The organism is Pseudomonadales bacterium (assembly GCA_024234615.1).
Classification (GTDB): Bacteria; Pseudomonadota; Gammaproteobacteria; order Pseudomonadales; family IMCC2047; genus JAJFKB01.
In genome coordinates this window covers 1-22,941 of the sequence record JACKNY010000003.1, presented here as the reverse complement: position 1 = coordinate 22,941, position 22,941 = coordinate 1, and the positions used below count along the sequence as shown (strand labels likewise).

Below are 22,941 nucleotides of genomic sequence, written 5' to 3'. Positions count from 1 at the left end.
TGGATAGTGAGTTTAGGCAGACTCTTTTTTAGGTGTATCTGTTTTTTTTACACCGACACTATAGGATTCCGATAAAGTGCCTTCTGAGGTGTCTTCTTTGGGCGCGTAATCTTTTGGCGGCTCGATAGAGTCGGTTTTATCAGTGTTACCGGAGGCATCTTCGACATCGTTGATAAAAGCAACCATAGGGCTGGATTTTGGTGAGTTAAGTTGAGGTGTTATTTGAACGTCTGTGAGAGTTTCTGCACTTGTCGCCAAGTGTTTGTACACCTTCACATAATCTTCAGTCAGATTATTGACCAACTCCGAGGTTTTGCTAAAGTGTTCAGTGACACTTTGTTTATAGTTTTCGAAATCCTCAGTGACCCGTGTTAGCTCTTCTTGCAATTTTTCAGAACGAGCATCATCAGAATACTTTATTTTATAGATAAAAAATCCTACACCAGCGCCCACGAAGAAGGCAACCAGTGCAAGTAACCAGCCTGCGCTAAAATAATCCACATCAACTCCCGAGTGGTGTTACATACAACTTGGATGCCGCTCCATGTTAGTCGGCGGCATAACTTATGCCGTAGGAGAAACGTCCTCTGCTTGAAGTCCTTTTTGACCTTCAACCACAGTGTACTCTACCCGTTGACCATCAAGCAATTTACGGTAGCCTTCGCCGGTAATAGCGCGATAATGTACGAATACATCTTGACCGTCTTCACGCTCAATAAAACCGTACCCCTTAGCATTGTTAAACCACTTGACGGTACCTACTTCACGCTCTGCCATACTCTTTTCCTCGAACACCTATTTTAATTGTTGTACGTTCAGCTAATCTGCAAGTTTTCCCCTGCTCACAGCACAAGCTAGTTCGCATTATATATAGAGAAATCTGGTTGACAACTGACTTATCTCAAATTTTCAACATTCTAGGCGTTTCATTTTAAAGAAAAAATTAGCTTTTTAGGGTTTTAAGCTCGGCGATTTGTGTGCCAATTTTATCTCTAGCCAGTTGCTGTTCGGCGAGCTTGGCCTGCTCTTTTTCTACGACGGTTTGCGGTGCTTTATCAATAAAATTAGAGTTTTTAAGTTTGCCACTGATACGAGCCAACTCAGCATCCAATTTGCTCGCTTCCTTGTTTAGCCGCGCTAATTCTGCAGTAACATCGATTAAGTCTTGCATAGGGACGAGCAACTCCATGTCATCGACGAGCTGAATTGCGGACATGGGTGGTTTTTGATCTAGGGGTAACAACTCGATACTGTCTAATTTTGCTAATTTAATGAGAAACTGGTGGTTTTGCTCCAATCTTTTTCGGTCGGCCGCAGACGTATTTTTGAGCAGGACTGGGATTGGCTTGGCAGGAGAAATATTCATTTCTCCTCGAATATTGCGAAGTCCGGCAACAACGCCCTTTATCCATTCGACATCATTGATAGCCTCTGGATCGAGGCTGGCTTGATTGGGTCTGGGATAGCTTTGCAGCATGATAGTGTCGCCCTGTTTGCCCGCGAGCCCTTTAATTTTCTGCCAGATTTCCTCGGTGATAAAGGGCATCATTGGATGAGCGAGTCGCATTGTCGCTTCCAACACCCGAATCAAAGTGCGGCGGGTACCTTTCTTTTGTGCGGCGCTGGCTTGGTCGTCCCAGAGCACTGGTTTGGATAATTCCAGATACCAGTCGCAGTATTCATTCCAAACAAAGTTGTAGAGTGCTTGCGAAGCAAGATCGAAGCGATAATTTTCAATTCCGTCAATGACCGCTTGCTCGGCCTCTTGCAGTCGAGAAATGATCCAGCGGTCAACTAGAGATAATTGGTAGTCCTCGGAGTTATCCTGTCCGCAATCCTGTTCTTCCGTGTTCATCAGGACATAACGAGTGGCGTTCCAAATTTTATTGCAAAAATTGCGGAAGCCTTCAATTCGACCAACATCAAAATTAATATCTCTTCCGGTAGAAGCGAGTGAGTAATAGGTAAAGCGCAACGCATCGGTACCATATGCGTTAATGCCTGCGGGGAAGTCAGCGCGGGTTTGTTTTTCAATCTTTTCTCGCAGGTTTGGCACCATCATGCCAGCGGTGCGTTTTTTGACCAGTGTCTCCAGCTCAATACCATCGATGAGATCGATAGGGTCAAGTACGTTACCTTTGGATTTCGACATTTTCTGGCCATGGCTGTCGCGTACAAGGCCATGTACATAGACGGTATGGAATGGAATATCTTGTGTAAAGTGCAGCGTTAGCATAATCATGCGTGCTACCCAGAAAAAGATGATATCAAATCCGGTGACCAGAACATCGGTAGGATGAAAGAGCTGTAATTCTTCGGTTTGTTCTGGCCAACCCAGTGTGCCAAAAGTCCAAAGCCCTGAGGAAAACCAAGTGTCCAGCACGTCCTCATCCTGCTTGAGGATGATCTCATCGGAAATCTGGTGCTTGTTGCGGATCTCCTGTTCTGACCGACCTACATAGAGGTTGCCGCTATCATCGTACCAGGCAGGAATACGATGTCCCCACCAGAGCTGACGTGAAATACACCAATCCTGTATATCGCGCATCCATGAAAAGTACATATTTTCATATTGTTGTGGGACGAATTTGATGCTCCCATCTTCAACGGCTTGGATGGCTTTTTCGGCCAGCGGTTTGGTGCTGACATACCACTGGTTGGTTAGGTAAGGCTCAATGACTACACCACTGCGATCGCCACGTGGCACTTTTAAAGTATGATCATCGACCTTTTCTAGCAATCCTAGTGCATCAAGATCGGCAACGATTTTTTTGCGCGCCGCGAAGCGATCCAGGCCTTGGTAGGCTTCTGGGCCATTACTATTAATCTGAGCGTCATCGTTAAAGATATTAATTTTGGGTAATTGGTGGCGTTCACCCACTTCATAATCATTAAAATCGTGTGCCGGTGTAATTTTTACACAGCCTGTGCCGAAGGTCATATCCACATAATCATCGGCGATAATGGGAATTGTGCGATTGGCTAAAGGCAGGCTGATAGTTTTGCCGATTAATTTTTGGTAGCGTTTATCTTCTGGGTGTACGGCGACAGCAGTATCACCCAGCATTGTTTCCGGTCTTGTCGTCGCGACGGTAAGGTAGTCAGAGCCATCCGTTAAGGGATAACGGAAATGCCAGAGGTTGCCTTTTTCTTCTTCGGAAATAACTTCGAGATCTGAAATAGCTGTGTGCAGCTTTGGATCCCAGTTAACTAGGCGGTTACCGCGGTAAATCAAGCCTTCTTCGTAGAGCCGAACGAAAACTTCCTGTACTGCTTGATAAAAACCATCGTCCATGGTGAAACGTTCGCGTGACCAATCTGGTGATGCTCCGAGACGGCGTAATTGCTGTGTAATATTGCCGCCCGACTCCGCTTTCCACTCCCAAACCTTCTTAATGAATTCTTCGCGCCCTAAATCATGGCGAGAGATACCTTGTGCGTCGAGCTGTCGTTCTACCACCATTTGAGTCGCAATGCCGGCGTGATCGGTGCCGACTTGCCATAAAGTGTTATCACCCTTCATACGATGATAACGAATCAGACCATCCATGATAGCTTCCTGAAACCCATGACCCATATGCAGGTTGCCAGTCACATTGGGTGGCGGGATCATGATGCAGTAGGGTTCCCCTTTGCCGGAAGGTTTAAAGTAACCGCTGGCTTCCCAAGACTGGTACCAGTTCGATTCTATCTGTGCAGGCTGATAGGTTTTTTCCATGAGAGGTAGTAAAACTCGTTCAATGATTAGAGGGCAAAAGATCGGGGATTATACAATGCTCCTCCGAGAGGGGGAATCATCGCTGTGGAGCGAGAGGACATTCCTGCTACTTTTTTCGCATATCGTGAGTTTTCATCGGATAACCGCGGTCACGATAAAAGGCATAGCTTTTACGCGAGGCTGCCAACGATTCTGGCTGTTGCAACACCAGCTCTGCGACACGCTCAAAACGGCTAAAAAAAGCAGGTGTTTCGTGTGCCAAATTAATCAGTATGTCCTGGTGCTGTTTAGGGTCATGTTGATGGCCTATTTCAATAGGAGCGGGCGTTGCAGGTTGTTGATCAATACGCTGGTGCGGAATAAAACTGTCAGCACGGTACTGCCACAAGGCGTCGTCGATACTCGCAGTTGTCTGCTCATCATCGGTATGGACATAGAGTTGTCGACCAAGCTTGTAGGCCTTTTCGATCAGTCGGCAGGCGAACTGTACACGCTCTTGCGCTTCGCTACTGGCTAAAATATAAAAATCGATGCGGGTCATGCTCAGTATCAATCGAGGTCGTGGAGTTATATTCTACGCGCTAATCTGCTTGCGCTTCTTCGGCGCGATCAATCAAGTATTGAGTCAACAGGGGGACGGGTCGCCCCGTTGCGCCTTTATTTTTTCCAGTGTCCCAGGCAACACCAGCGATATCCAAGTGTGCCCAGCGCTGATCCTTAGTAAAACGGGAAAGGAAACAGGCGGCGGTGATGCTGCCAGCGGAACGTCCTCCGACGTTGCCCATATCGGCAAAATTGCTATCAAGTTGATCCTGATAATCATCCCACAGCGGCATATGCCAGGCGCGATCATTGGTTTCATTGCCGGCGCGAAGCAATTCAACTGCGAGGCTATCTTGGTTGGCAAAAAGGCCTGTGGCGTGGTGTCCTAGGGCGATCACGCAGGCGCCAGTCAAGGTTGCAATATCGATGACGGCGGCTGGATTAAATATGTCGGCATAGGTGAGCGCATCGCATAAGACGAGGCGGCCTTCGGCATCAGTATTGAGAATTTCAATGGTTTGACCTGAGAGCGAGGTGACGACATCGCCCGGTTTGGTGGCGCGTCCGTCCGGCATGTTTTCGGCGGCGGCAACGATGCCGATAACATTGAGCGGTAATTCAAGTTCGGCGACCGCTAAAAGGGTACCGAACACACTCGCGGCGCCACACATATCAAATTTCATTTCGTCCATGGCGGCGCCAGGTTTCAAACTAATTCCGCCAGTATCAAAGGTGATGCCTTTGCCGACCAGCACCTGAGGAGCCTCATCTTTTTTGCCACCTTTATAATTCATGACGATTAGTTTTGCTGGTTCTTCACTGCCTGCGGCGACGGATAGTAATGCGCCCATCCCCAACTCTTTCATTTGTTTTTCTTCGATTACGCTGGTGGTGATTTTTTTGTGGGATTGCGCCAGTGCTTTTGCTTGCTCGGCCAAATAGCTGGGTGTGCAAATATTGCCGGGCAAATTACCTAAGGTTTTTGCGAGCTGTTTACCCTCGGCGATGGCCGCGCCAGTTTTTATTGCTGTTTGCGCTGCTTCAGATTGTTGTCGGTCTGAAAGTGCTAAATAGATACTGGACAACTTAGCAGGCTTATCCGCCTTTTTGCTTTTTAACTGTGTGAATTGGTACATGGCGTCTTCGCAGAGCATGACAGCTTGCGTGGTTTTCCATTCCAGATCGTGTTTCGGTAGCACTAGTTCTTCCAGTAAAAAGGTTGCGTCTTTTGTGCCGCTGTCTTTGATGGCGGTAAGGCTGGCTTTTATAATTTTGTCGAATTTTCTATCATTAAAAGCCTTTTGGTCGCCACACTGAACCAGTAGTATACGCTGAGCTTTAACATTCGGAATATCGTGGAGCAGCAGAGTTTTACCTTCTTTGCTGCCAAGATCCCCACGTTTGATCAGCTTTCTTAAAACGCCGTTACTTGCTTGATCCAAAATCTTAGCGGAGGGGGAAAGCTTGACGCTACCCGAAACGGAAACAACTAGGCAGCCAGTGGTTATTTTTTCAGGGCTACCAAACTTAATTTTATATTGCATTCTGTCCTCTGAAAGTCATTCTATCGCCTGAGAATTAAGCAGTTTACGCATTTATTTCCTGATTACCAGTTCGCAACACGAAAAGAAGCGTTATAGAATGTAAAACTTTTCCAGCACCCGACAGAGACGTATAACATACCTTGATTATTTTCCGTTATCTCGCCAAAAATGTTGTGGTGACCCTGCTCGCTGTGACAGCTGTTTTGCTGCTGATCATCATGAGTGGTCGTTTCATCAAGTACCTGGCTGAAGCAGCTGCTGGTGAGCTTTCAGTGGATGTGCTCTTCTCCTTGATAGGCTATAAGATGCCCAGCTTTCTGGAGTTGATCCTGCCGCTGGGCTTGTTTTTGGGAATTCTTATGTCCTATGGCCGACTCTATCTTGATAGCGAAATGACAGTGCTCTCGGCCTGTGGTATGAGTACTAAACGCCTAGTTATCTATACCATGATTCCTGCTTTGTTCGTGATGCTTCTGGTAGGCTTATTAAGCCTTGAGTTGAGCCCTTGGGGAACTCGGAAGGTGGATGAAATTTTTCGTGCTCAGGACTCGCGTACAGAATTTGATACGTTGATTCCCGGACGTTTTCAGGAGTTAGGCACGGGTGGGCGGGTTACTTATACTGAGAAGCTCACCGATAAAAGAAAACGTATGGAAAACGTGTTTATTTCTCAGCGGACGGAAAAGAAGCCAGGGAAAAAAACAGAGCTCATTTTATTAGTGGCTAAGTCCGGCTCCCAATATATTGATGCAGCAACAGGTAGCCATTTTTTGTTATTGGAAAATGGTTACCGCTATGATGGTAATCCAGGTGATCCGGAATATCGGATCACCCAATATGAAAAATATGGGGTCAAAATTCCCAGACCAGCGGAGCGAGCGGCGCGGGTTAAAGCTGAGTTAAAGCCAACCAGAGAATTAATTAACTCTGAAAACCCACAAGATATTGCCCAGTTGCAATGGCGGATTTCCTTGCCTCTGCTGGTACCTATCATCACGCTAATTGCGATCCCCTTGAGTAGAGTTAACCCCCGTCAGGGCCGTTGGTTGAGGTTGCTACCCTCTATCTTTCTTTATATGGGTTATTTGGTACTGTTGAGTACAACGCGTACTGCTATTGAGGATGGTAAGGTATCGCCACAGTTGGGCTTAATTTGGGTACACCTTCTATTTTTAGCAATAGGTATTGTCCTGGTGGGGAGCCTACATCAAAAACTAGCTTGGTTTAAAAGGTCGAGGGGTTAGGGTGGGGTTATTAGATCGTTATATTGGTAAAGTGGTTATCGCATCGATTCTTTTGGTAGTTGTCGTCGTGGTCGGTCTGGATGTTTTGTTTGCGCTCATTGATGAGCTGCAAAATTTAGAAAGTAACTATCAATCCACGGAGGCTTTGCAATATGTACTGGCAACTATTCCTAAGCGTTTTTATGAGTTTATTTCGCTATCGGTGTTGATTGGATGTCTGCTCGGTTTAGGTTCGTTGGCTAACCATAGCGAATTAACAGTGATGCGCGCTGCGGGAATGTCAGTGATGCGGATTTCCTATGCGGTAATCAAACCCGCATTGGTCTTTGTCTGTTTAGGATTGCTCATTGGCGAGTTCGTTGTGCCTTATACAGAAACCTATGCACAGAGTCAGAGGGCGTTGGCACAGAGCGGAAATGAGGCGCTGAAGTCTAAGCATGGCTACTGGCATCGTGAAGGGAATATCTACATGTACTTTAATGCGGTGTTGCCTGGTGGTGTGCTCTACGGGGTAACTCAATATGAGTTTGATGAGCAGCGCAAGCTAAAACAGTCAAGTTTTGCGCGTAAGGCGATTTTTCAGGGGAATCATTGGGTATTACAAAATATCACGTTGACAAAAATTGAAGATGATCAAGCGCAAAAGCTGGAGTTAGCAACGATGCGTTGGGATACCGAATTGACACCAGAGGTGCTTAAAGTTGTTGTCGTTAAGCCGGAAGACTTATCAATTCAAGGGCTGCACACCTACAGTTTGTATTTAGTGGAGCAGGGTTTAAATGCAAAAAAATACCTCCTTGCCTATTGGAAAAAAATACTGCAACCCTTGGCGACGGTGGTGATGGTGTTAGTGGCGCTGTCCTGTATTTTCGGTCCACTTCGCTCGGTTACTATGGGTTTTCGTATATTTTCGGGTGTGATTTTGGGGTTGCTCTTTAAATATGTCGAAGATTTTTTGGGCCCAGCTAGTATCGTATTTGGGTTTGATCCGATCTTCGCAAGCCTGATTCCCATTTTGCTTTTTTTCGTGCTTGCCTTGGTGCTGTTAAAAAGAGTTGGGTAATATCTTGGTTAGAGTAGGAAATGGCTTACACATAATTCTTGTAATTGCTTACTTTTGTTGAGTGGCGTTTGTCAAAAAATTAATCACAATTGAGCATCGATTAAGCGACGCAAAATAATTTTTGCGAAAAGCTCATTGACTATTTTTATAATAAAATATGTATAATTAAAACAATAAGTTAAAAAAAGAAGAAGGTTATGTATTTTAGAGAGGACTCTCAAGCTGCGGCGGAATTGCTAAAGCAAGCTATCCCACTGATGGTGCAACGCAAAATCCCTACTAATCCCTGTAACTTCGCCCTCTGGTACGCTTACGCTGCCAATAAAGATAAAAATTTGAAGCAGGCGTTAGATTCTAGCTTCTCAAACAATGCTCAGTATGCACCCGAGAAGAGCGAAGAACTATTTTTTGATTATTTTGTTAAATCCTACATGCCTGGTCACGAAACGGCGCAGGATGCGATGGTGACGTTGTTAACAAATTTATTTGAGAGTACGAAACGGACAGCCGATGGCACTCGTGAATATGGTACAGCTCTGCAAAAAGGGCTAAATGATTTAAAAAATGAGACGGATCCGAAGGAAATGGAAAAAACGCTGGTCTCGCTGATGCAAGATACGGAAACAGTCGATCATTTAACACGACAGTTTAGTAAAGAGATAGACTCCGCGAAGCAAGAAATCGAATCACTGAAGCAACAATTGAAAGATACCGAAAAAAGTGCTTTTGTTGATAGCCTTACAAAAATTGGCAATCGCCGTGCTTTTGATAGGGCATTAGTCGGGGCAATGACCGATTCGGATACAAGGTTGAGCCTATTATTAATCGACCTTGACCATTTTAAGAAATGTAATGACACCTATGGGCATTTAACGGGAGACCGGATTCTGACAGGAATAGGGCAGCTGTTAGATTCCTTTAAGGCCGAGCACATTCAAGTGGCTCGCTATGGCGGGGAAGAATTTGCGGTAATCGTAACGCAAAAAACACTGGAGGAAGCCAGTCATTTGGCTGAAATGATTCGCGCCAGGATAGAGAAAATTCGGATTAAACAACTGGACGAATATATTGATAATATCAGCGCATCAATAGGTGTCGCTCAGTTGCAGCCTGGCGAAACGAGAGAAAATTTGATCCATCGCGCCGATCAGGCACTTTATAGCGCTAAACAAAATGGTCGGAATCAGGTTAAGCTTGCCGATTAAGAGCGGGGTTGATGTGTAATTAGAGTCATCGCTGGTCGATCTGTGGCGTAACGATAACTAATTTCGTATCCGACCAGCGGTCATGCCAAGCTAACCTGTCCTTATCGAATATCGCCCACCAATAGCCTAAACCCAAGCAAGCCCATGACACGGCAGCACCTATTAGGCGTATTGCGCTTTGTTTGAGGCTCACCGGACTTTCGTCGATGGAAACGAGTTTAATTTTCCATGTCTGCATCCCCAGAGTTTGGCCATTACTCATCCAAAATTTTGTAAAAAATACAAAAATTAGAACGGGTAAGAGCAAAGGCAGCAGGGGTGACTCGATTATCTGATTATTATTAATAAACATCAGCAGTCCGCCAGTCATCATCCAAAGAGCGGTGATTAATAGGGCGTCGTATAAAATGGCAGCTAAACGCCGCATTAAGCTAGGACTGATTAATTCATTAGTTGCGTTCAAAGGGTAATCCACTATCTGTTAGATGCGATAATTCTAACAAAACAGCATATGGTTAGCGCAACTAACTTGCTAGGTTAGATCAATAATTGCTCAACCGCGCACAGCAATTCTTTGATTTCATGCGATTTCATATGGCTATTCGCGCCGAAACTAAATTGTACGCCGTAGCGGTATTTGCCAGCTTGTCGTCTGGCGTTATGTATGACCGCAACAAGGGCATGAATTGAAAAATTACCTATTTTGAGGTTGATTAGTACTTCTTCATGGATGTTGAGATGGATGTTGCTAGCGAACGCCATGCCATGCTGATTAAAGTTAAGCCACTCTACTGCTTCGCCTTTGATAAATTCGCGCAGTAGACTGCGACGCTTTACCCAAACCTGCATGGCTCCTTCGTTATAGCGCACATACTTTCGGCGTTCTCTATAACTTGCGATGGGTTCAATTTGTTTTTCGGGTGGTATCATTTGTCTGGAAAATACAAAGCTCAGGCTTAATACTATTGAATAAGTATAGTTCAATTTTATAAATACATAGGAAAAACTGGTATTTCAGGTAGCCAAATTGCCACTTGATTTGAATACGGAATTTGCGATTAAAACTCAGGTGTAAGTAACCGGAGATAATCTCTCAAGCTGCGGCTTAGAGTGCCGATAAGAATGTTACCCTCAGCTTGCCGGATCAATCGTGAAATTAGCAATTACCGACAACCTTTCAGCAAGTCTTGCGCAACCGCTTCAGCATGCTGCTCAAACGACCAATGGGGCGCAGTTTGCCTTAATGTTGAGTCTGATTTTTGAGGCTAAAGCAGGAGCAACAATCTCGCCAACCCAGGAAAGTAACGCTCCCCTGGCTATTAGTCGATTTGCCCCGGTGCACATCGAGCACTCCCTCTCCCGTGCACTAGCGAGCGGTAATGCGGCAGCATTTAACCTGTATAACTGCCTTTATCTGGAGTGCCCGACTGGTGATGAGACAAACTTAGAAAAGCCGACACAGACCGAAGAGTTTCCAGCAGCTTTTGATCGTCGTGGTCGTGGCGAGGAAATGCTCAAGGAAATCGAGCAATCCAAACAGCACACAGGCTATATGAAAGCCAGCTAAGGCCTGAATAGACCTGCTGGATGAGTTGGCTATAGGTGAAGTGCTGCCATTATTCTTTAAATCAAACTGAAGCTATTAGTCATTACCGAAAAAAAACGACAATTTATGATAGGCATATAAATGTCGATTTTGTTTTCAATAAGTTGCTGGCGTCGCAATTGTTGCGGAAAAAATAAACTCTGGCCCGATAATAATTATTACAAGCCATAGGCTTCTGAATTTACTGTTATGTGTCAGCACATAAGGAGAGTTGGGTGGAACTAAAAGATTTCATTAAAATACATTGGTTCAAATTGTTGATGGTGTAATTGAAGCTGAGCAAGAGTTAGAACAAAAAGGCGCCACAGTTAACCCTGTCGGTGGCTATTTTGATCAGAAGCAAGTGGCTCTTCATCATTAACGGGGGACACCGGCATTCATTAAACTGATTTTGCGACAATCAATTTAATGGAGAACACCGATGTCCCACGCAGGAAACATTATAGGCCTACCTGGCCTAGAGATTGAACGGGTAGCCCGAAATCAAGGCATAGAGGTGTGGGCAAAGCCCACTCGCAGGCCGTTGTGTCAGCATTGCCACGGCAATCATTTGAAGATTAAAGCTACTCATCGCCGGACAGTAAAGCACACTCGCCAGGGTAACCAGGTGATGACCTTGCACCTGCGGGTGCCCAAATACCATTGTCCGTGTTGTGGTAGATACTTCCGTCATGCCTTTCCCGGAATTCGCCCTCGTTTTCGTGCGTCTGAAGCCTATCGGCTGGAAGTTTTTGAAGCGCATGATGGTGGTATTACTCAGCGAAAACTGTCCCGAACACACCATATCAGTCCGGCGACGGTTGAGCGGTGGTATCAGCACCATATTGGCCAGAAGTGCTCCGAGATGAGCCATCGGCCCTGTCCTCGGGTGTTAGGCATTGATGAACACTTTTTTACCCGCAAGCAAGGCTACGCGACCACCTTCGTGGATCTGAAGAATCACAAGGTGTTCGATGTGAAGCTGGGACGATCAGAATCCAGCTTACGCCGCTACTTACGGGCACTGGAGGGGCGCGATAAGGTGCAGGTGGTGGTAATGGATATGTCCGAAACCTATCGCCGTATTGCCAAACGTTACTTCCCCGAAGCAACCATTGTGGCCGACCGGTTTCACGTTGTAAGACTAATCAATCAACACTTCTTAAAGGTGTGGCAACAATACGATCCAGAGGGCCGAAAGAACCGCGGATTAATCAGTCTGATGCGCCGGCATCAATGGCATTTAAGCGATGAGCAACACGCAAACCTTATGGTTTATCTCGCTGAATATCCGGTTTTACAAACGCTGTATGTCGTCAAACAAAAACTGATTCGTTTGATGCTTTTGAAAACGCTAACCGCTCAACGAGCAAAAAAGAAATTACCGCGCTATGTGAAGCTTCTAGAACAACTACAAGACAGCCCCTTACGGGCGTTGGCTCGGACATTAAAGTCTTGGATGGGGCCGATCATTGCCATGTGGCGATTCAGTAAAAGCAATGGCATAACCGAAGGGTTCCACAACAAGATGGAAATGATCTCGAGACGAGCGTATGGTTTTAGAAACTTTGAGAATTACCGATTAAGAGTGCTGGCCCACTGCGGGTGGGATGGTATTATCAACCGGGTTTGATGAGTGCTATCCCCCGATAATGGGGTAGAGCCCTCAAAGTGGAACAATCAGGTTGTACACTTGAATAGAAGAAATGACACTGAAGCCGCCTAAACAGCGCTCTAAGCGGGTTTAGGTTAAGGTTGGTACCAGAGGCCGGACTCGAACCGGCACGCTTTTAAGGGCGGTGGATTTTGAATTCACTCTTTATACTCATTTCTCGACGTTGAATAACGTTCCGCGAAGTAGATTAAAGCTCTCTATGTTGTTGATATAAAAGGCTTTGTATCTATATTCTGTCTGCGGTAGGCAATTCTGGTGTTACTCAAGATTTCTCTTGGGATGCAAAAATTACTTCCATTTGCATCCCAGATGCATCCCAGATTTTGCCGGTGAGGATGAACATAAGGGGATCTCATGGGAGCTATATCTGACAACCGAATCAAGTTCAATAAACCGAATCTGAAAGCCATCGAGAATCGTATTAATCGAGGAGAGTTTACCAAAGAAACCTACATTTATGATGCGGATAGTCATCTGGCTGTTCGAGCAAGGCCTGGCCGTTCCTATATTGATAGTGTTTTTTGTATGTATGCTCGTATTCGAGTTCGTGGTGAATGTAAGAGTCGGATGTATAAACGCCAAATAATGAGGGTCGGGGAAGCTCGTAATGCTGAGATCACCATTTCAGAACTACGGCAGAAGGTTGATAGCTTATTTTTGGAAATTCAGGAGGGCCGGGACCCTCAAGTAATAGCTCAAAAAGAAGCTGCAAAACAGGCTGATAATCAAGGCCTGATAGAGGCAAGGCGCTCATTTAAAGATATGATCTACGGAACACCGGTTGATGAAAGTGATGAATGCCTGCCAGATGGATTTATTGCCGAGAGGCGACCAGGTCAGCGTTATTTAGTGGATATCAGAAATAAATGCGAGGTTCTCTTAGTTGACCTGTTAGACCTGCCATTACACAGTATTTCGCCAGAGCAGGTAAAAACTGTTTATCTCCAGAAAGTAGGTCGTGGTAAAACTCAGCTCGATTGCGCTATGCGTATTCTTAGGTCGATTTGGAATTGGGCGCAGACCAAATACGATGATTCGGATCTCTTTATCCGAAACCCGGTTAGCCGTGCAATGAAGCAACTGGGTGTAAATATTAATCGTACCAATCGCTGTACTGGTCGGTTAGATGATGCTGATTTTAAGCCATATCTGAAGTCTGTCTTAGCACTTCGAGAGCATGATCATACATCCGCTTATCGTAATGGCCGTGATGCATTGTTATTCATGTTATTTTCCGGTGTAAGACGAACTGGGACGATGACTGTCCGAATGGAGGGAATTGATCTCAATAGATTAGTGTTCAACATTATTAAAAAAGGGGGCGACCAAGTAGAGCTACCCCTAAATACAGTGACCGCGGCAATCGTTCGTAACCGTCAAGATTATTTGCCTGAAGACACTGAGTACTTGTTCCCTGGCATGGGAGGGCGAGGATATTACAGAGATACCAAGGCAGTCCGTGATATCGTTAAAAACCAAACGGGTATATCTGTTACCAATCATGACCTCCGACGAACGTATAAATCTATTGGGACGGAACTAGACATTAATTCCGTACTTGTAGATGAGTTACTGAGTCACGCAAGGGAGGGTGTTGATGCTCACTATATTCACCCGTCTATGACAAGGCTTCGAGATGCTAGTCAGAAAATTGCTGACTACATGGTTAAACAAGCAGGGTTTGATTTGATCGACGAACTCACGAGCCGCTGGTAGCAACGTAAGGTTATAAAGTTCTAAATGTAAATTTCGTTAGATGAGATTTTGGTGCTCAATTCTTTGAATTCAAGAACGTCTGATTCGAGATAGAATACATGGCGAAATCGCTTTCTCCAGGTTAATTCGGGGTGTTCATGAGTGCAGCGCCATTTTCTCAGTGTGCTGGGTGATAAGCCAAGTAGCGAAGCCGCTTCTTTGGTTGTGAGTTCACGATCATTATTAGCTGCTGCGATGTCATCCATGTTTTGATGTCCGATAGAGTCAAAAGCTCATATAAGCCAGGAAAAACATTAGCATTGAGCTAATTGTTCTTACAAGTCAGAATCGAATCTATCTTTTTATCAGCAAGCTAAACAAGCCTTTGTGGAGGCGGTCACTTTGTTCCGGATGGAGTCCCTGGCGTGGCAGCAGAGCCAGGTCTGATGGCTTTATCTCTGGACTGCTTTCGTTCCTCTATCCAATGCTCTATTTCAGCTAAATCCCAGGCCACCTTACGGCTCGTCAAAACGATGCGGCATGGAAATTCTCCGCGCTTTTCCATGTCGTAAATGGCGCGGTCCGAAAGTGGAATCATTGCCAACAATGTTTTTCGGTTGATCAAGGTAGTTATTTTTTTACTGTTGTTTGTGCTGATCACTGGTTAGTCCTTATGTGGGTAGGAGTCTTATTCTACGATCAGCGTTTAGACAACTTCTCCCTTGAAGACAATGACTCCACAGATTGTCGCTTCTTCATCCACTTCGATAATGCGATTCGGCCAATCAGGGTTGAGCGCCTTCAGGTACTGCTTGCCCTCTTCAATAATTAACTGCTTGAACGTGGCTTCATTGGATTCATCGAGTCGAACAACCACGTACTTTCCGTGGTCAGGTGAAACATTGGGGTCAACAAAAATCAGGTCGCCCTCATGAAATTTGGGTTCCATACTGCTGCCGCGAACCCTAAGTACAAAGGATTCAGGACTACAGCACACCGGGCAGGGTAAAAGTTCTGAACCGTAGGCCGGCACGAAACTTTCAGAAATCTCATACCAGTTTCCCGCTTGGACCCAGGATATCAGCGGGTGGAGACTGCGCAAATCCGGGCCATCGTGGGCGTTGTGTTCTTTTTGTCTTGCCCCGTCCGCATGGGGGGTATCCATCCATCCTTGGTCTTTATTCATGGCCTTTTCCAGTTTCTCCGCCAGCTCATCTCCGATAGAGCGGGGCGTTCCTTTTTTGGTGGGGAGCTGGTTGCGCACCTGGCTGAGGTAGGAGCTATTGGTCCCGGCCGCGCGCGCCAACTTGGCAGCTGAGCCCGCTTCGGCAATCAGAACTTCAAGATTGTGGAGCCGGATCTGGTTAAGTTTTAGCGTCATGCGAAACACTTTAGCATGATTTTTAGCAGAGTGATAAACAAAAAGCGGTGATTGAGCGTTGTTCAATGATTCGCACGGTGCTAATGTTTCTGCGCATGGAGCTAAAGGATTTCCTCAAGATGGCAACCAAGCGGGAGCGGGCCGACGTCGCTGCGGCGTGTGGCGACTCAGTCTCCTACTTGTATCAGATTGCCGGCCAGCATCGATATGCCAGTCCATTGATGGCGACGCAAATCGAGCATTACACCCGTACTGTGGCGGACCTTTCGGATGGTCGACTGGAGCCTGTGCCTCGGGCGAGCATGGTTCGACATCCAGAGATTTTCTACGGCGTCGTGCCTGAATCGGGTGCACAAGAAGCAGGTGGCAACGATGACGCCTGAGAGATCGCCATCCGCCCACGAGATCACCCGTGTAGACGTCACTCGTATCCACCATTACTCCCGCAATCCCCGTCGGCAGCAGAACCCTGAATACGATCGAATAAAGGCGTCGATCCAGGCTGAAGGCCTGGATCAACCATTGGTGCTATCACAGGAGCCGGGGGCTGCTGATTATGTGCTCCACAGTGGCGGCAATACACGGCTGAGGATACTGAAGGAGCTTTTGGACGAAACCGGCGATGAGCGATTTCGCTGGATCGATTGCGTCGTCAAGCCCTGGTCGCAGGAGTCCAATGTACTTTTTGCCCACCTCCGGGAAAACGAATTGCGCGGCGGTTTGCCTTTCATCGATAAAGCGTTGGCCGTATTCGAAGCAAAGTCTCTCCTCGAAAGCGAGATGGGGGTTGAGAGCCTGTCTCAGCGCCAACTGGAAGAGTTGTTCAGAGAGCGAGGTTTCGGGCTCAGCCACAGCATGATTTCCAAAATGGGATATGCCGTTGAGACCTTGTGGCCATTGATGCCAAAAGCCTTAGCTGCCGGATTGGGTCGACCACAGGTGGAAAAGATCCGAGCCCTTGAACGCGCTGCCCGAGCGATCTGGGATCGTCGCCAATTGGGGGATAACACCGTCTTCGATGCGATCTTTGCCGAGTTGTGTCGCCGTCATGATGGCGCCGAATGGGACATTCAGCCACTGCGCGATGCATTGGAAAATGAGATCGCCGTGGAGTCCGAACTGAATCGCCAGGTGATTCATCTGGAGATGGAGGCACAACTATCGGGCCGCGCATTCAGCCTTCCCGCTCATACCGAAGAGGATACAGAGCCGGGGGCGGACAGGGACCCGGAACACCCGGAGCATTCCGATAGTGGGCCGTCATCGAATACGATGACATTGGAAAAACAGTCCGCTGGCATCGATTCACCGGCGAGTGGTCGCGACAAAAGCAAAGACCAACCGAACATGGCAGCTGAGTTGACCTCTGCGCCGAATTCCCAAAAAGGTGGTCAGCAAAGAAATCTTGAGGTTTTGCGGAGCCAGTTGTGGGACTGCGCAGTAACCCTGGCGACATCCCACGGACTGCACGAGACAGTCATTCATCTGCCGGATCAGGGCTTGGGCTTTCTGCTGATTGATGTGCCTTCACCGGAGCTGCGGGAATCCCTTGACCAGGACATGCTGGATTTAGTGTCCGCACTCTGGTGGCAGTTGGCTGCGAGCTCAGAGTTGACCGTCGCTCCGACGGACATTGTCCTGGCCTACCTGGATAAAGACTCGCCCCTATACCAGGCCTTGGCATCCCATGATGCCGGTCTGCTCTTTGGCAGTGTCTGGACGCCTGATCCCGGCCATCTCAACAGCCAGCTCTGGCAACAACTGAACCCGCCAGACTGGCAGCGTTTGCTGCAAATGATGGAGTCCTACCGGAGCATTAAACGGTTAGCCTTCGATACCGGGGTCGAGCTTTGGGCGCAACAAGGAGGTGAAAGCGATGTCGTCCAATAAGGAAGCCGACCTCACCACCGCCGTGCTGTTGTACGCCATGCGATGTCTGGCAGAGGGGGATCAGCAGGCATTGCGCGCCATGAACTTTGGCCCCAAAGAACTGGACGCCCTGAAAGAGATGAATCTGGCCGATCTCTATCGGGCCGATGCACTGCGTGTGCACTGTCTGCAGATTGGTCTCAATCGTGATGTTTTTTGGCCGATGCTCGATCACCTGCGTCATCAGCGGGAATCTGAGGATCTGCAGCGAACATTGCTGGTCGCGGACGCACCGTTAGAGATGATGCAGCAGCTGTTTGGTGTGAGTTCTCGGGAGTACACGCGATGGCGCCGATTGTTGACGCTGGCGCCGGCCGTGGGCCGGCCTCCCGAACTGAATGAAACCGATACCCACGCGCTCTGGTATGCCTGGCAGGATAAGGTACAGGCGGATGACAAATCCACATTAACTGCAGAGGACTATCTCGACCTACAGCAACAGACAGGCATTGGATTGCGATCGATTTGGGCGCTGGTGCAGCGTTGGGAAACCTACGGCGTGGGAAGCAGTGCCGCGACGTCCGGGCGGGTTGCCGAGAATGGCTCATGAAGCGGATGCGCTGCGACCAGAAACTGTTGCTCTCGACGCTTTAATCAAGGCAACTGTTGCCAAGGTTCGTGCCCAGAGTGATCCATCGTTACCGGATGCCATGTTGTTCATGGGGAATTGGCATCAGGCCGTGCCGGCCATGGTCATCCAGGATCCGGTGTTGGAACCCGTCGATAAACTGGTATGGATGGTTATCATGCTCCATGCCAGGGAGACTGGAGGACGAACGGCGTTCCCCGATTACGATACCATTGCGGCTAAAACTAACGTTTCCTCAACCTCCACTGTCTCTCGTGCTATTGCCATTCTGCGCTTGACGCGTTGGCTAACGCTGTGTGCCAGAGTGCGTCAAAAAAGCGGCCGTTTCACCGGCAATGTCTACAGTCTTCACGATGAACCCCTGCCTCTGGTCGATGCCCTGTACCTGGATGAGTCCTACATGGCATTCGTTACCCAATCCCAGGAGCATCATCACGCCCGCGTCCGGCGCGTGGCGCAAGCTGTGTTGGAGAGTCTGGATAAGGATATTCAGGAAGGTGAGTCGTTATTAATCCGGCAGCCATATAGATATGATATAATGGCTGCATGAATGAAGACGCTCGCACCCTCCCTGCCGCGGCCCAGGAGGAAAAACGCAAACAGGCCGTACGAATGTGGAAAACCGGCAGATACACCCATCGTGAGATTGGTGAACAAGTCGGCGTCCATTACCTCACAGTCGGTCGCTGGATCAAGAAATACCAGGACGGCGGCGCAAAGGCTTTGCAGGCCCGAGCTCGGGGGCGCCGGGAAGGTTCTGGTCGGCGGATGACCCAAGAGCAGGAGGCGATGATCCAGAAACAGTTGATCGACAAGACACCCGACCAGCTGAAGTTGCGCTACGCCCTGTGGACCCGTGAAGCAGTGCAGCAACTGATTCAGCAGGTCGCGGGCTTGAAACTCGCCATCCGCACCGTGGGTGAGTATCTCAGGCGTTGGGGTTTTACCGTTCAGAAGCCGAAGAAGAAGGCCTATGAGCAGCGCCCTGCTGAGGTCCAGCGTTGGCTGGACGAAGAATACCCCTCGATTCACGCCCGAGCGAAGGCAGAGAATGCCGAAATTTACTGGGGTGATGAGACAGGTCTCAGGAACGACTGCCAGCATACACGGGGCTATGCACCAAGGGGCCAAACTCCAGTCATTCGGCTCAATGCCAAGCGGGAGTCGATCAATCTGATTTCCGCGGTGACCAACCAGGGCAAGGTGCGCTTTCGGTTCTTCGACGGCACGATGAATGCCGACCTCCTGATCGATTTCATGAAGCGGCTGATCAAGGATGCGCAGCGCAAAGTTTTCCTGATTCTCGACAACTTGCGCGTTCATCACGCCCGCAAGGTCAAGGCGTGGCTGGCTGAGCATGAGGATGAAATAGAAGTCTTCTACCTGCCGGCCTATTCGCCGGAACTGAATCCCGACGAATATCTGAACTGTGATTTGAAGGCAGGCGTTCACAAGGGGCAGCCGGCACGCAACAAGAAGGAACTCAAGGCGAAAGCATTGAACCACCTGCGGAAATTGCAAAAGCTGCCCGGGCGAGTTGCCAAATACTTTGACGCTGAGTTCATTCGCTATGCCGCATAATATCTATTTGAATGCCGGGTTAATAGGACGGAAGGAGTCAACTATTGAGCGTCGACTGCAGGCCGCCCAACAATTGTCAGTTTCCAGCGGAAACCACGGCAACAGCGGTCGTTATTTTACCTTTCACGCCGCGACCATCGGGAAACTGAAAAATTCGTCCGGGGCCTGCGCATCAGCACAATCCGTCCAGGACCAAAATTCAAAGGCGGAGGCTAAGGAACACTACAGTAGTCGTTGTAGTAGTCATTATAAAAAAACAACTACAACAACCACTACACAAAATACAAACCATCAAGAGAAAACATTTTCTGAATCCAATCCATCAGTCCCGTCGGTGACAGAGCGAGCGCTGATCTATCCGCCGCGCTTGTCGGAGAACCAGAAACACCTGGCGGACGGGTATCTTGCCATGATCGATCTTGATGATCGGCAGTTGGTGCTCGACGAACTTCAGGGTCGTCTGGAGTCTGAGCAAAAAGGCATGAAGCCGGTTTATGACGAGCTGCGATTCTTGCATTCGCTGTGCAAGGCGGCACAACAAGGCGAATTTGTGCCCAACCTCGGGATCAAGGTGGCCGAGGCAAGACACGATCGGGCACATCACGTCCCGCCGCCAGAAAACGAAGAACAGAAAAGTAAAGCGGCTGAAGAGCGAGCACGAAACCAAGCCTATGGGCTGGAGCAGCTGGCCAAGTTACGAGCATCATTGAATATGGACAAATAGCGCTGCCGCCCGTTGTCACACACGATGTGACATCTCTCTGTCGTTACTTCCCCGCACTGCTTCCACTGGAACCATCTGATCGCAACAACACAAAACACTGCACCAGTCGGATGGATATTCCGTGGTGCCATTTTCCCATTCGTGGATTCATAGCACGTCAGAGTTGATCTTGAAGGGAATGACGCAAATGAATTCAGACGCAGAGCAGTCACACGAGAGTACAGCCGAAAATCAAAACGAGTCAGTGCCAGGCGCCCTGCAGGGTGAAGTCTGGTTGACGATTCAGACCTATCAGGCCCAGAGCCTGATCCGCGGCCGCCGTGCAGCCGATGGCAAGCCTGCCATTATGGGATTGATCGGTTTTGCAGATCGGCTGAAGTCGCTATGGCAGGCCGTCCGCTTCGACGACCCTTATGCCGACTGGTGGTTGCTCAAAGTGGAAGAGGGCGTTGCCGATATCCGAGCACAGCTGCAGGGATTGCAGCAAAGGATGGACGCCCTTATCACTGAATCCAACAGTGCGCTCGAATTCACCGTCGCACAATCGAGTCGACCACAGCGCGTATCGTTACAGTTCGCCAATCCCTACGCCTTCCGCGCTGCACAGTTGCTGGGTGAGTACGACCGGTTGATGTGCGCAGACATGACGTTGCATCACTTAGGTCTCGACATGCCCACTGACCTCATTGAGCAGGTGTCGGCTAGTGGGCGATGGGTGCGCCGGGTGTTTGCGTTGCCCCAGGGGTATCACTGCCTGGACGTTCGTCGCTCCGATATCCGGCAAGGAACACCGGCAGCCATCAAAGCGAGAGAGCGGATGGGCGAGATTCCCCAGGACATCCTCAATGGTGAGCGGTTGCCGTCTCTGCGTCCCCTGGCATTTCAACAGCTGAATAACAACGCCATCGCAGATTCTGACGAGGGCTGAACGCCGTGGCCACCAGCACGCTTCAGCAGCTTGTCATCTCGCTCGATACGCGAATTCCACTCGAAGCGATGGTGCTTCAGCGTTTACGCCGCCTGCCTAACAGCAGACAAAACGAGTGGTTGCGGCAGCTGTTGCTGGTGGGATTTCGAAGCGAGTGTCAGGCCATCAGATCTGAGCAAGCGCTGCCGGCACACACAATTCCTATGAGCCAGCCGTGTACATCCACCCAGATAAACGGAAGTCGCGGATCGGGTTCCGTCCAGCCGCGAACAACCGAGACGATGGTCGATCACGCTGCGCGGTCACCTGGCAGCTCACACAACAGCGAACGCGCCAGGCTTGCTCCCCCAAACGACACCAGAAAACCCTTTACGCACCTGAGACGAGTGATCGGTGAGTAAAGACAGCTAACCCCGATATCAGGAATCGCACCATGACAGAACTGACCGATGAGAAATTTTCTGACGAAGACAAACCTCCCGTGACCACTAATCCCATGGCGGTGGGACAGGTGGGTCTCGATGACGGCTATGCCTATACCAAAGTGGCGTTACCGGATGGTCGCCTCCTGGCGGTGCCTTCGCGGGCACGCATGGGATCGGCCGGTGTCACCTGGATACGGGATGAGGAACAGAAAATTTTTGAGTACGAAACCGGTGGCAGTGTGTATTCCGTCGGTGCGGTCGATGGTGAGCCCACCCAATTCGATGAATACCCTGGCTCGGCCCTGAATCGGGTGATCGTCCAGCATGCACTGCAACAGGCGGGTTTGTCGGGCCGATCCGTCCATGTGGTGACGGGGTTGCCGGTCTCCGCCTTTTACCGCAACGATGGTCAGCAACGACGACAAGCGATCCAGGCCAAAAGGGATGGTTTGAAATTGGCGGTTGAGCCTGTTGTTGCCAGAAAAGCATCGCAAAGGTCAGCGCAACAGGGGCTCCTAAAGGTGAGCATCGCCTTTCATGAAGTTATTCCGGAGGCGCTGGCTGCCTGGTACGACTATGTGATTGTTATGACCGATGATGATGGTGTGACGTTGGACGCGGATCGCGTCAACGCGCCCATCGCCATTGTCGATATCGGTGGCCGCACCACGGATTATGTAGTGGTTCAGGACCAGGGCATTGTGCACGGTTCCTCCGGCTCTCTGAATCGCGGCATGCTGAACGTCAAGATTCGCGTGGCGAACCGTATACAGGAACAGTTCGATATCAACGAGCTCGGCGAGCAGAGTATCAGTCGGGCCGTCGATACACATCGGTTGCGCCTGCATGGCAAGGATCACGATGTCTCGGCCATGGTGGCGGAAGCAAAACGCGAGTTGGTGGAGCGACTCTATACCGAAACCCGCCGCAAGCTTGGACTCGGTGTGGAGTTGGATCGTGTGCTGTTCGTCGGCGGTGGCAGTGCTGCGTTAGCCGCTGATATTGCCAACTGGTTTCCCAATCAAATTATGGCCGACCATGCCGCTTTTGCTAACGCAAGGGGCATGCTCAAGTACCTGCAGTTTGTCTGCGACGCCCCGGTGAGGGAGGGG

22 protein-coding genes and 2 pseudogenes are annotated in these 22,941 nt (G+C 48.9%); 14 read left to right on the top strand and 10 right to left on the bottom strand.

Annotation, left to right across the window (positions count from 1 at the left end; all coding sequences use genetic code 11):
* Positions 1 to 12 precede the first annotated feature (12 nt).
* From H6995_12740 to H6995_12720, 5 genes are all read right to left on the bottom strand, one after another.
* Positions 13 to 501 carry a YhcB family protein gene (locus H6995_12740; protein MCP5215863.1) on the bottom strand — a complete coding sequence of 163 codons (489 nt, stop codon included), beginning with the start codon at positions 499 to 501 and terminating at the stop codon, positions 13 to 15.
* A gap of 63 nt (positions 502 to 564) precedes the next feature.
* Positions 565 to 777: a cold-shock protein gene (locus H6995_12735; protein MCP5215862.1), complete on the bottom strand. Its 213-nt coding sequence runs from the start codon at positions 775 to 777 to the stop codon at positions 565 to 567.
* Between the two features lie 166 nt (positions 778 to 943).
* Positions 944 to 3,718, bottom strand: coding sequence for a valine--tRNA ligase (locus tag H6995_12730; GenBank protein MCP5215861.1), 2,775 nt, complete (start codon positions 3,716 to 3,718; stop codon positions 944 to 946).
* Between the two features lie 106 nt (positions 3,719 to 3,824).
* The gene (locus H6995_12725; GenBank protein ID MCP5215860.1) at positions 3,825 to 4,259 is read right to left on the bottom strand and encodes a DNA polymerase III subunit chi; all 435 of its coding nucleotides are present in this window, start codon (positions 4,257 to 4,259) and stop codon (positions 3,825 to 3,827) included.
* Positions 4,260 to 4,299: 40 nt separating this feature from the next.
* Entirely contained in the window at positions 4,300 to 5,805 is a 1,506-nt protein-coding gene (locus tag H6995_12720; GenBank protein ID MCP5215859.1) for a leucyl aminopeptidase, read from the bottom strand.
* 140 nt (positions 5,806 to 5,945) lie between these two features.
* On the opposite strand from H6995_12720, the gene lptF reads away from it, so the two are divergent.
* The 3 genes from lptF to H6995_12705 all read left to right on the top strand — a co-directional run bounded on the left by lptF (position 5,946) and on the right by H6995_12705 (position 9,317).
* A complete protein-coding gene (gene lptF, locus H6995_12715; protein ID MCP5215858.1) occupies positions 5,946 to 7,049 on the top strand; it encodes an LPS export ABC transporter permease LptF in 1,104 nt (367 codons plus the stop codon).
* A gap of 1 nt (position 7,050) precedes the next feature.
* A complete protein-coding gene (gene lptG / locus H6995_12710; GenBank protein MCP5215857.1) occupies positions 7,051 to 8,112 on the top strand; it encodes an LPS export ABC transporter permease LptG in 1,062 nt (353 codons plus the stop codon).
* A gap of 197 nt (positions 8,113 to 8,309) precedes the next feature.
* Entirely contained in the window at positions 8,310 to 9,317 is a 1,008-nt protein-coding gene (locus tag H6995_12705) for a GGDEF domain-containing protein (protein MCP5215856.1), read from the top strand.
* Between the two features lie 25 nt (positions 9,318 to 9,342).
* On the opposite strand, the gene H6995_12700 is transcribed toward H6995_12705, so the two are convergent.
* On the bottom strand, positions 9,343 to 9,744 hold the full coding sequence (locus H6995_12700) for an RDD family protein (GenBank protein ID MCP5215855.1): 402 nt from the start codon (positions 9,742 to 9,744) through the stop codon (positions 9,343 to 9,345).
* 110 nt (positions 9,745 to 9,854) lie between these two features.
* Positions 9,855 to 10,247 carry a PilZ domain-containing protein gene (locus H6995_12695; GenBank protein ID MCP5215854.1) on the bottom strand — a complete coding sequence of 131 codons (393 nt, stop codon included), beginning with the start codon at positions 10,245 to 10,247 and terminating at the stop codon, positions 9,855 to 9,857.
* Positions 10,248 to 10,467: 220 nt separating this feature from the next.
* Here H6995_12695 and H6995_12690 point away from each other — a divergent pair, with 220 nt between their 5' ends.
* The 3 genes from H6995_12690 (at position 10,468) to H6995_12680 (ending at position 14,293) form a co-directional block, all read left to right on the top strand.
* Positions 10,468 to 10,884, top strand: a complete 417-nt coding sequence (locus H6995_12690) for a hypothetical protein (protein ID MCP5215853.1) — start codon at positions 10,468 to 10,470, stop codon at positions 10,882 to 10,884.
* Between the two features lie 460 nt (positions 10,885 to 11,344).
* Positions 11,345 to 12,535, top strand: coding sequence for an ISL3 family transposase (locus tag H6995_12685; GenBank protein MCP5215852.1), 1,191 nt, complete (start codon positions 11,345 to 11,347; stop codon positions 12,533 to 12,535).
* A 396-nt stretch (positions 12,536 to 12,931) separates the two neighbouring features.
* Positions 12,932 to 14,293 (top strand): tyrosine-type recombinase/integrase, encoded by a 1,362-nt coding sequence (locus H6995_12680; GenBank protein ID MCP5215851.1) that lies wholly within the window; start codon positions 12,932 to 12,934, stop codon positions 14,291 to 14,293.
* A gap of 20 nt (positions 14,294 to 14,313) precedes the next feature.
* Here the strand turns inward: H6995_12680 and H6995_12675 are convergent, their stop codons facing one another.
* The 3 genes from H6995_12675 to H6995_12665 form a co-directional block, all read right to left on the bottom strand.
* Positions 14,314 to 14,538 (bottom strand): helix-turn-helix domain-containing protein, encoded by a 225-nt coding sequence (locus tag H6995_12675; protein ID MCP5215850.1) that lies wholly within the window; start codon positions 14,536 to 14,538, stop codon positions 14,314 to 14,316.
* 131 nt (positions 14,539 to 14,669) lie between these two features.
* On the bottom strand, positions 14,670 to 14,870 hold the full coding sequence (locus H6995_12670) for an AlpA family phage regulatory protein (protein MCP5215849.1): 201 nt from the start codon (positions 14,868 to 14,870) through the stop codon (positions 14,670 to 14,672).
* 108 nt (positions 14,871 to 14,978) lie between these two features.
* The gene (locus tag H6995_12665) at positions 14,979 to 15,653 is read right to left on the bottom strand and encodes a LexA family transcriptional regulator (GenBank protein ID MCP5215848.1); all 675 of its coding nucleotides are present in this window, start codon (positions 15,651 to 15,653) and stop codon (positions 14,979 to 14,981) included.
* 83 nt (positions 15,654 to 15,736) lie between these two features.
* Here H6995_12665 and H6995_12660 point away from each other — a divergent pair, with 83 nt between their 5' ends.
* From H6995_12660 to H6995_12625, 8 genes and pseudogenes are all read left to right on the top strand, one after another.
* Complete coding sequence (locus H6995_12660) at positions 15,737 to 16,036, top strand: hypothetical protein (GenBank protein ID MCP5215847.1); 300 nt, start codon at positions 15,737 to 15,739, stop codon at positions 16,034 to 16,036.
* The gene (locus tag H6995_12655) at positions 16,026 to 17,543 is read left to right on the top strand and encodes a ParB N-terminal domain-containing protein (protein MCP5215846.1); all 1,518 of its coding nucleotides are present in this window, start codon (positions 16,026 to 16,028) and stop codon (positions 17,541 to 17,543) included. The genes H6995_12660 and H6995_12655 overlap by 11 nt, the downstream gene beginning before the upstream one ends.
* On the top strand, positions 17,530 to 18,132 hold the full coding sequence (locus H6995_12650) for a DUF2857 domain-containing protein (protein MCP5215845.1): 603 nt from the start codon (positions 17,530 to 17,532) through the stop codon (positions 18,130 to 18,132). Before H6995_12655 ends, H6995_12650 begins: the two co-directional genes overlap by 14 nt.
* Positions 18,122 to 18,673: pseudogene (locus H6995_12645) on the top strand (helix-turn-helix domain-containing protein). Before H6995_12650 ends, H6995_12645 begins: the two are co-directional and overlap by 11 nt.
* 44 nt (positions 18,674 to 18,717) lie before the next feature.
* Positions 18,718 to 19,752 (top strand): IS630 family transposase, encoded by a 1,035-nt coding sequence (locus H6995_12640; protein ID MCP5215844.1) that lies wholly within the window; start codon positions 18,718 to 18,720, stop codon positions 19,750 to 19,752.
* Positions 19,753 to 19,774: 22 nt separating this feature from the next.
* Positions 19,775 to 20,476: pseudogene (locus H6995_12635) on the top strand (helix-turn-helix domain-containing protein).
* 187 nt (positions 20,477 to 20,663) lie between these two features.
* Positions 20,664 to 21,404: a TIGR03761 family integrating conjugative element protein gene (locus H6995_12630; protein ID MCP5215843.1), complete on the top strand. Its 741-nt coding sequence runs from the start codon at positions 20,664 to 20,666 to the stop codon at positions 21,402 to 21,404.
* Between the two features lie 433 nt (positions 21,405 to 21,837).
* On the top strand, positions 21,838 to 22,941 hold a 1,104-nt coding region (locus H6995_12625), incomplete at its 3' end, for a ParM/StbA family protein (GenBank protein ID MCP5215842.1).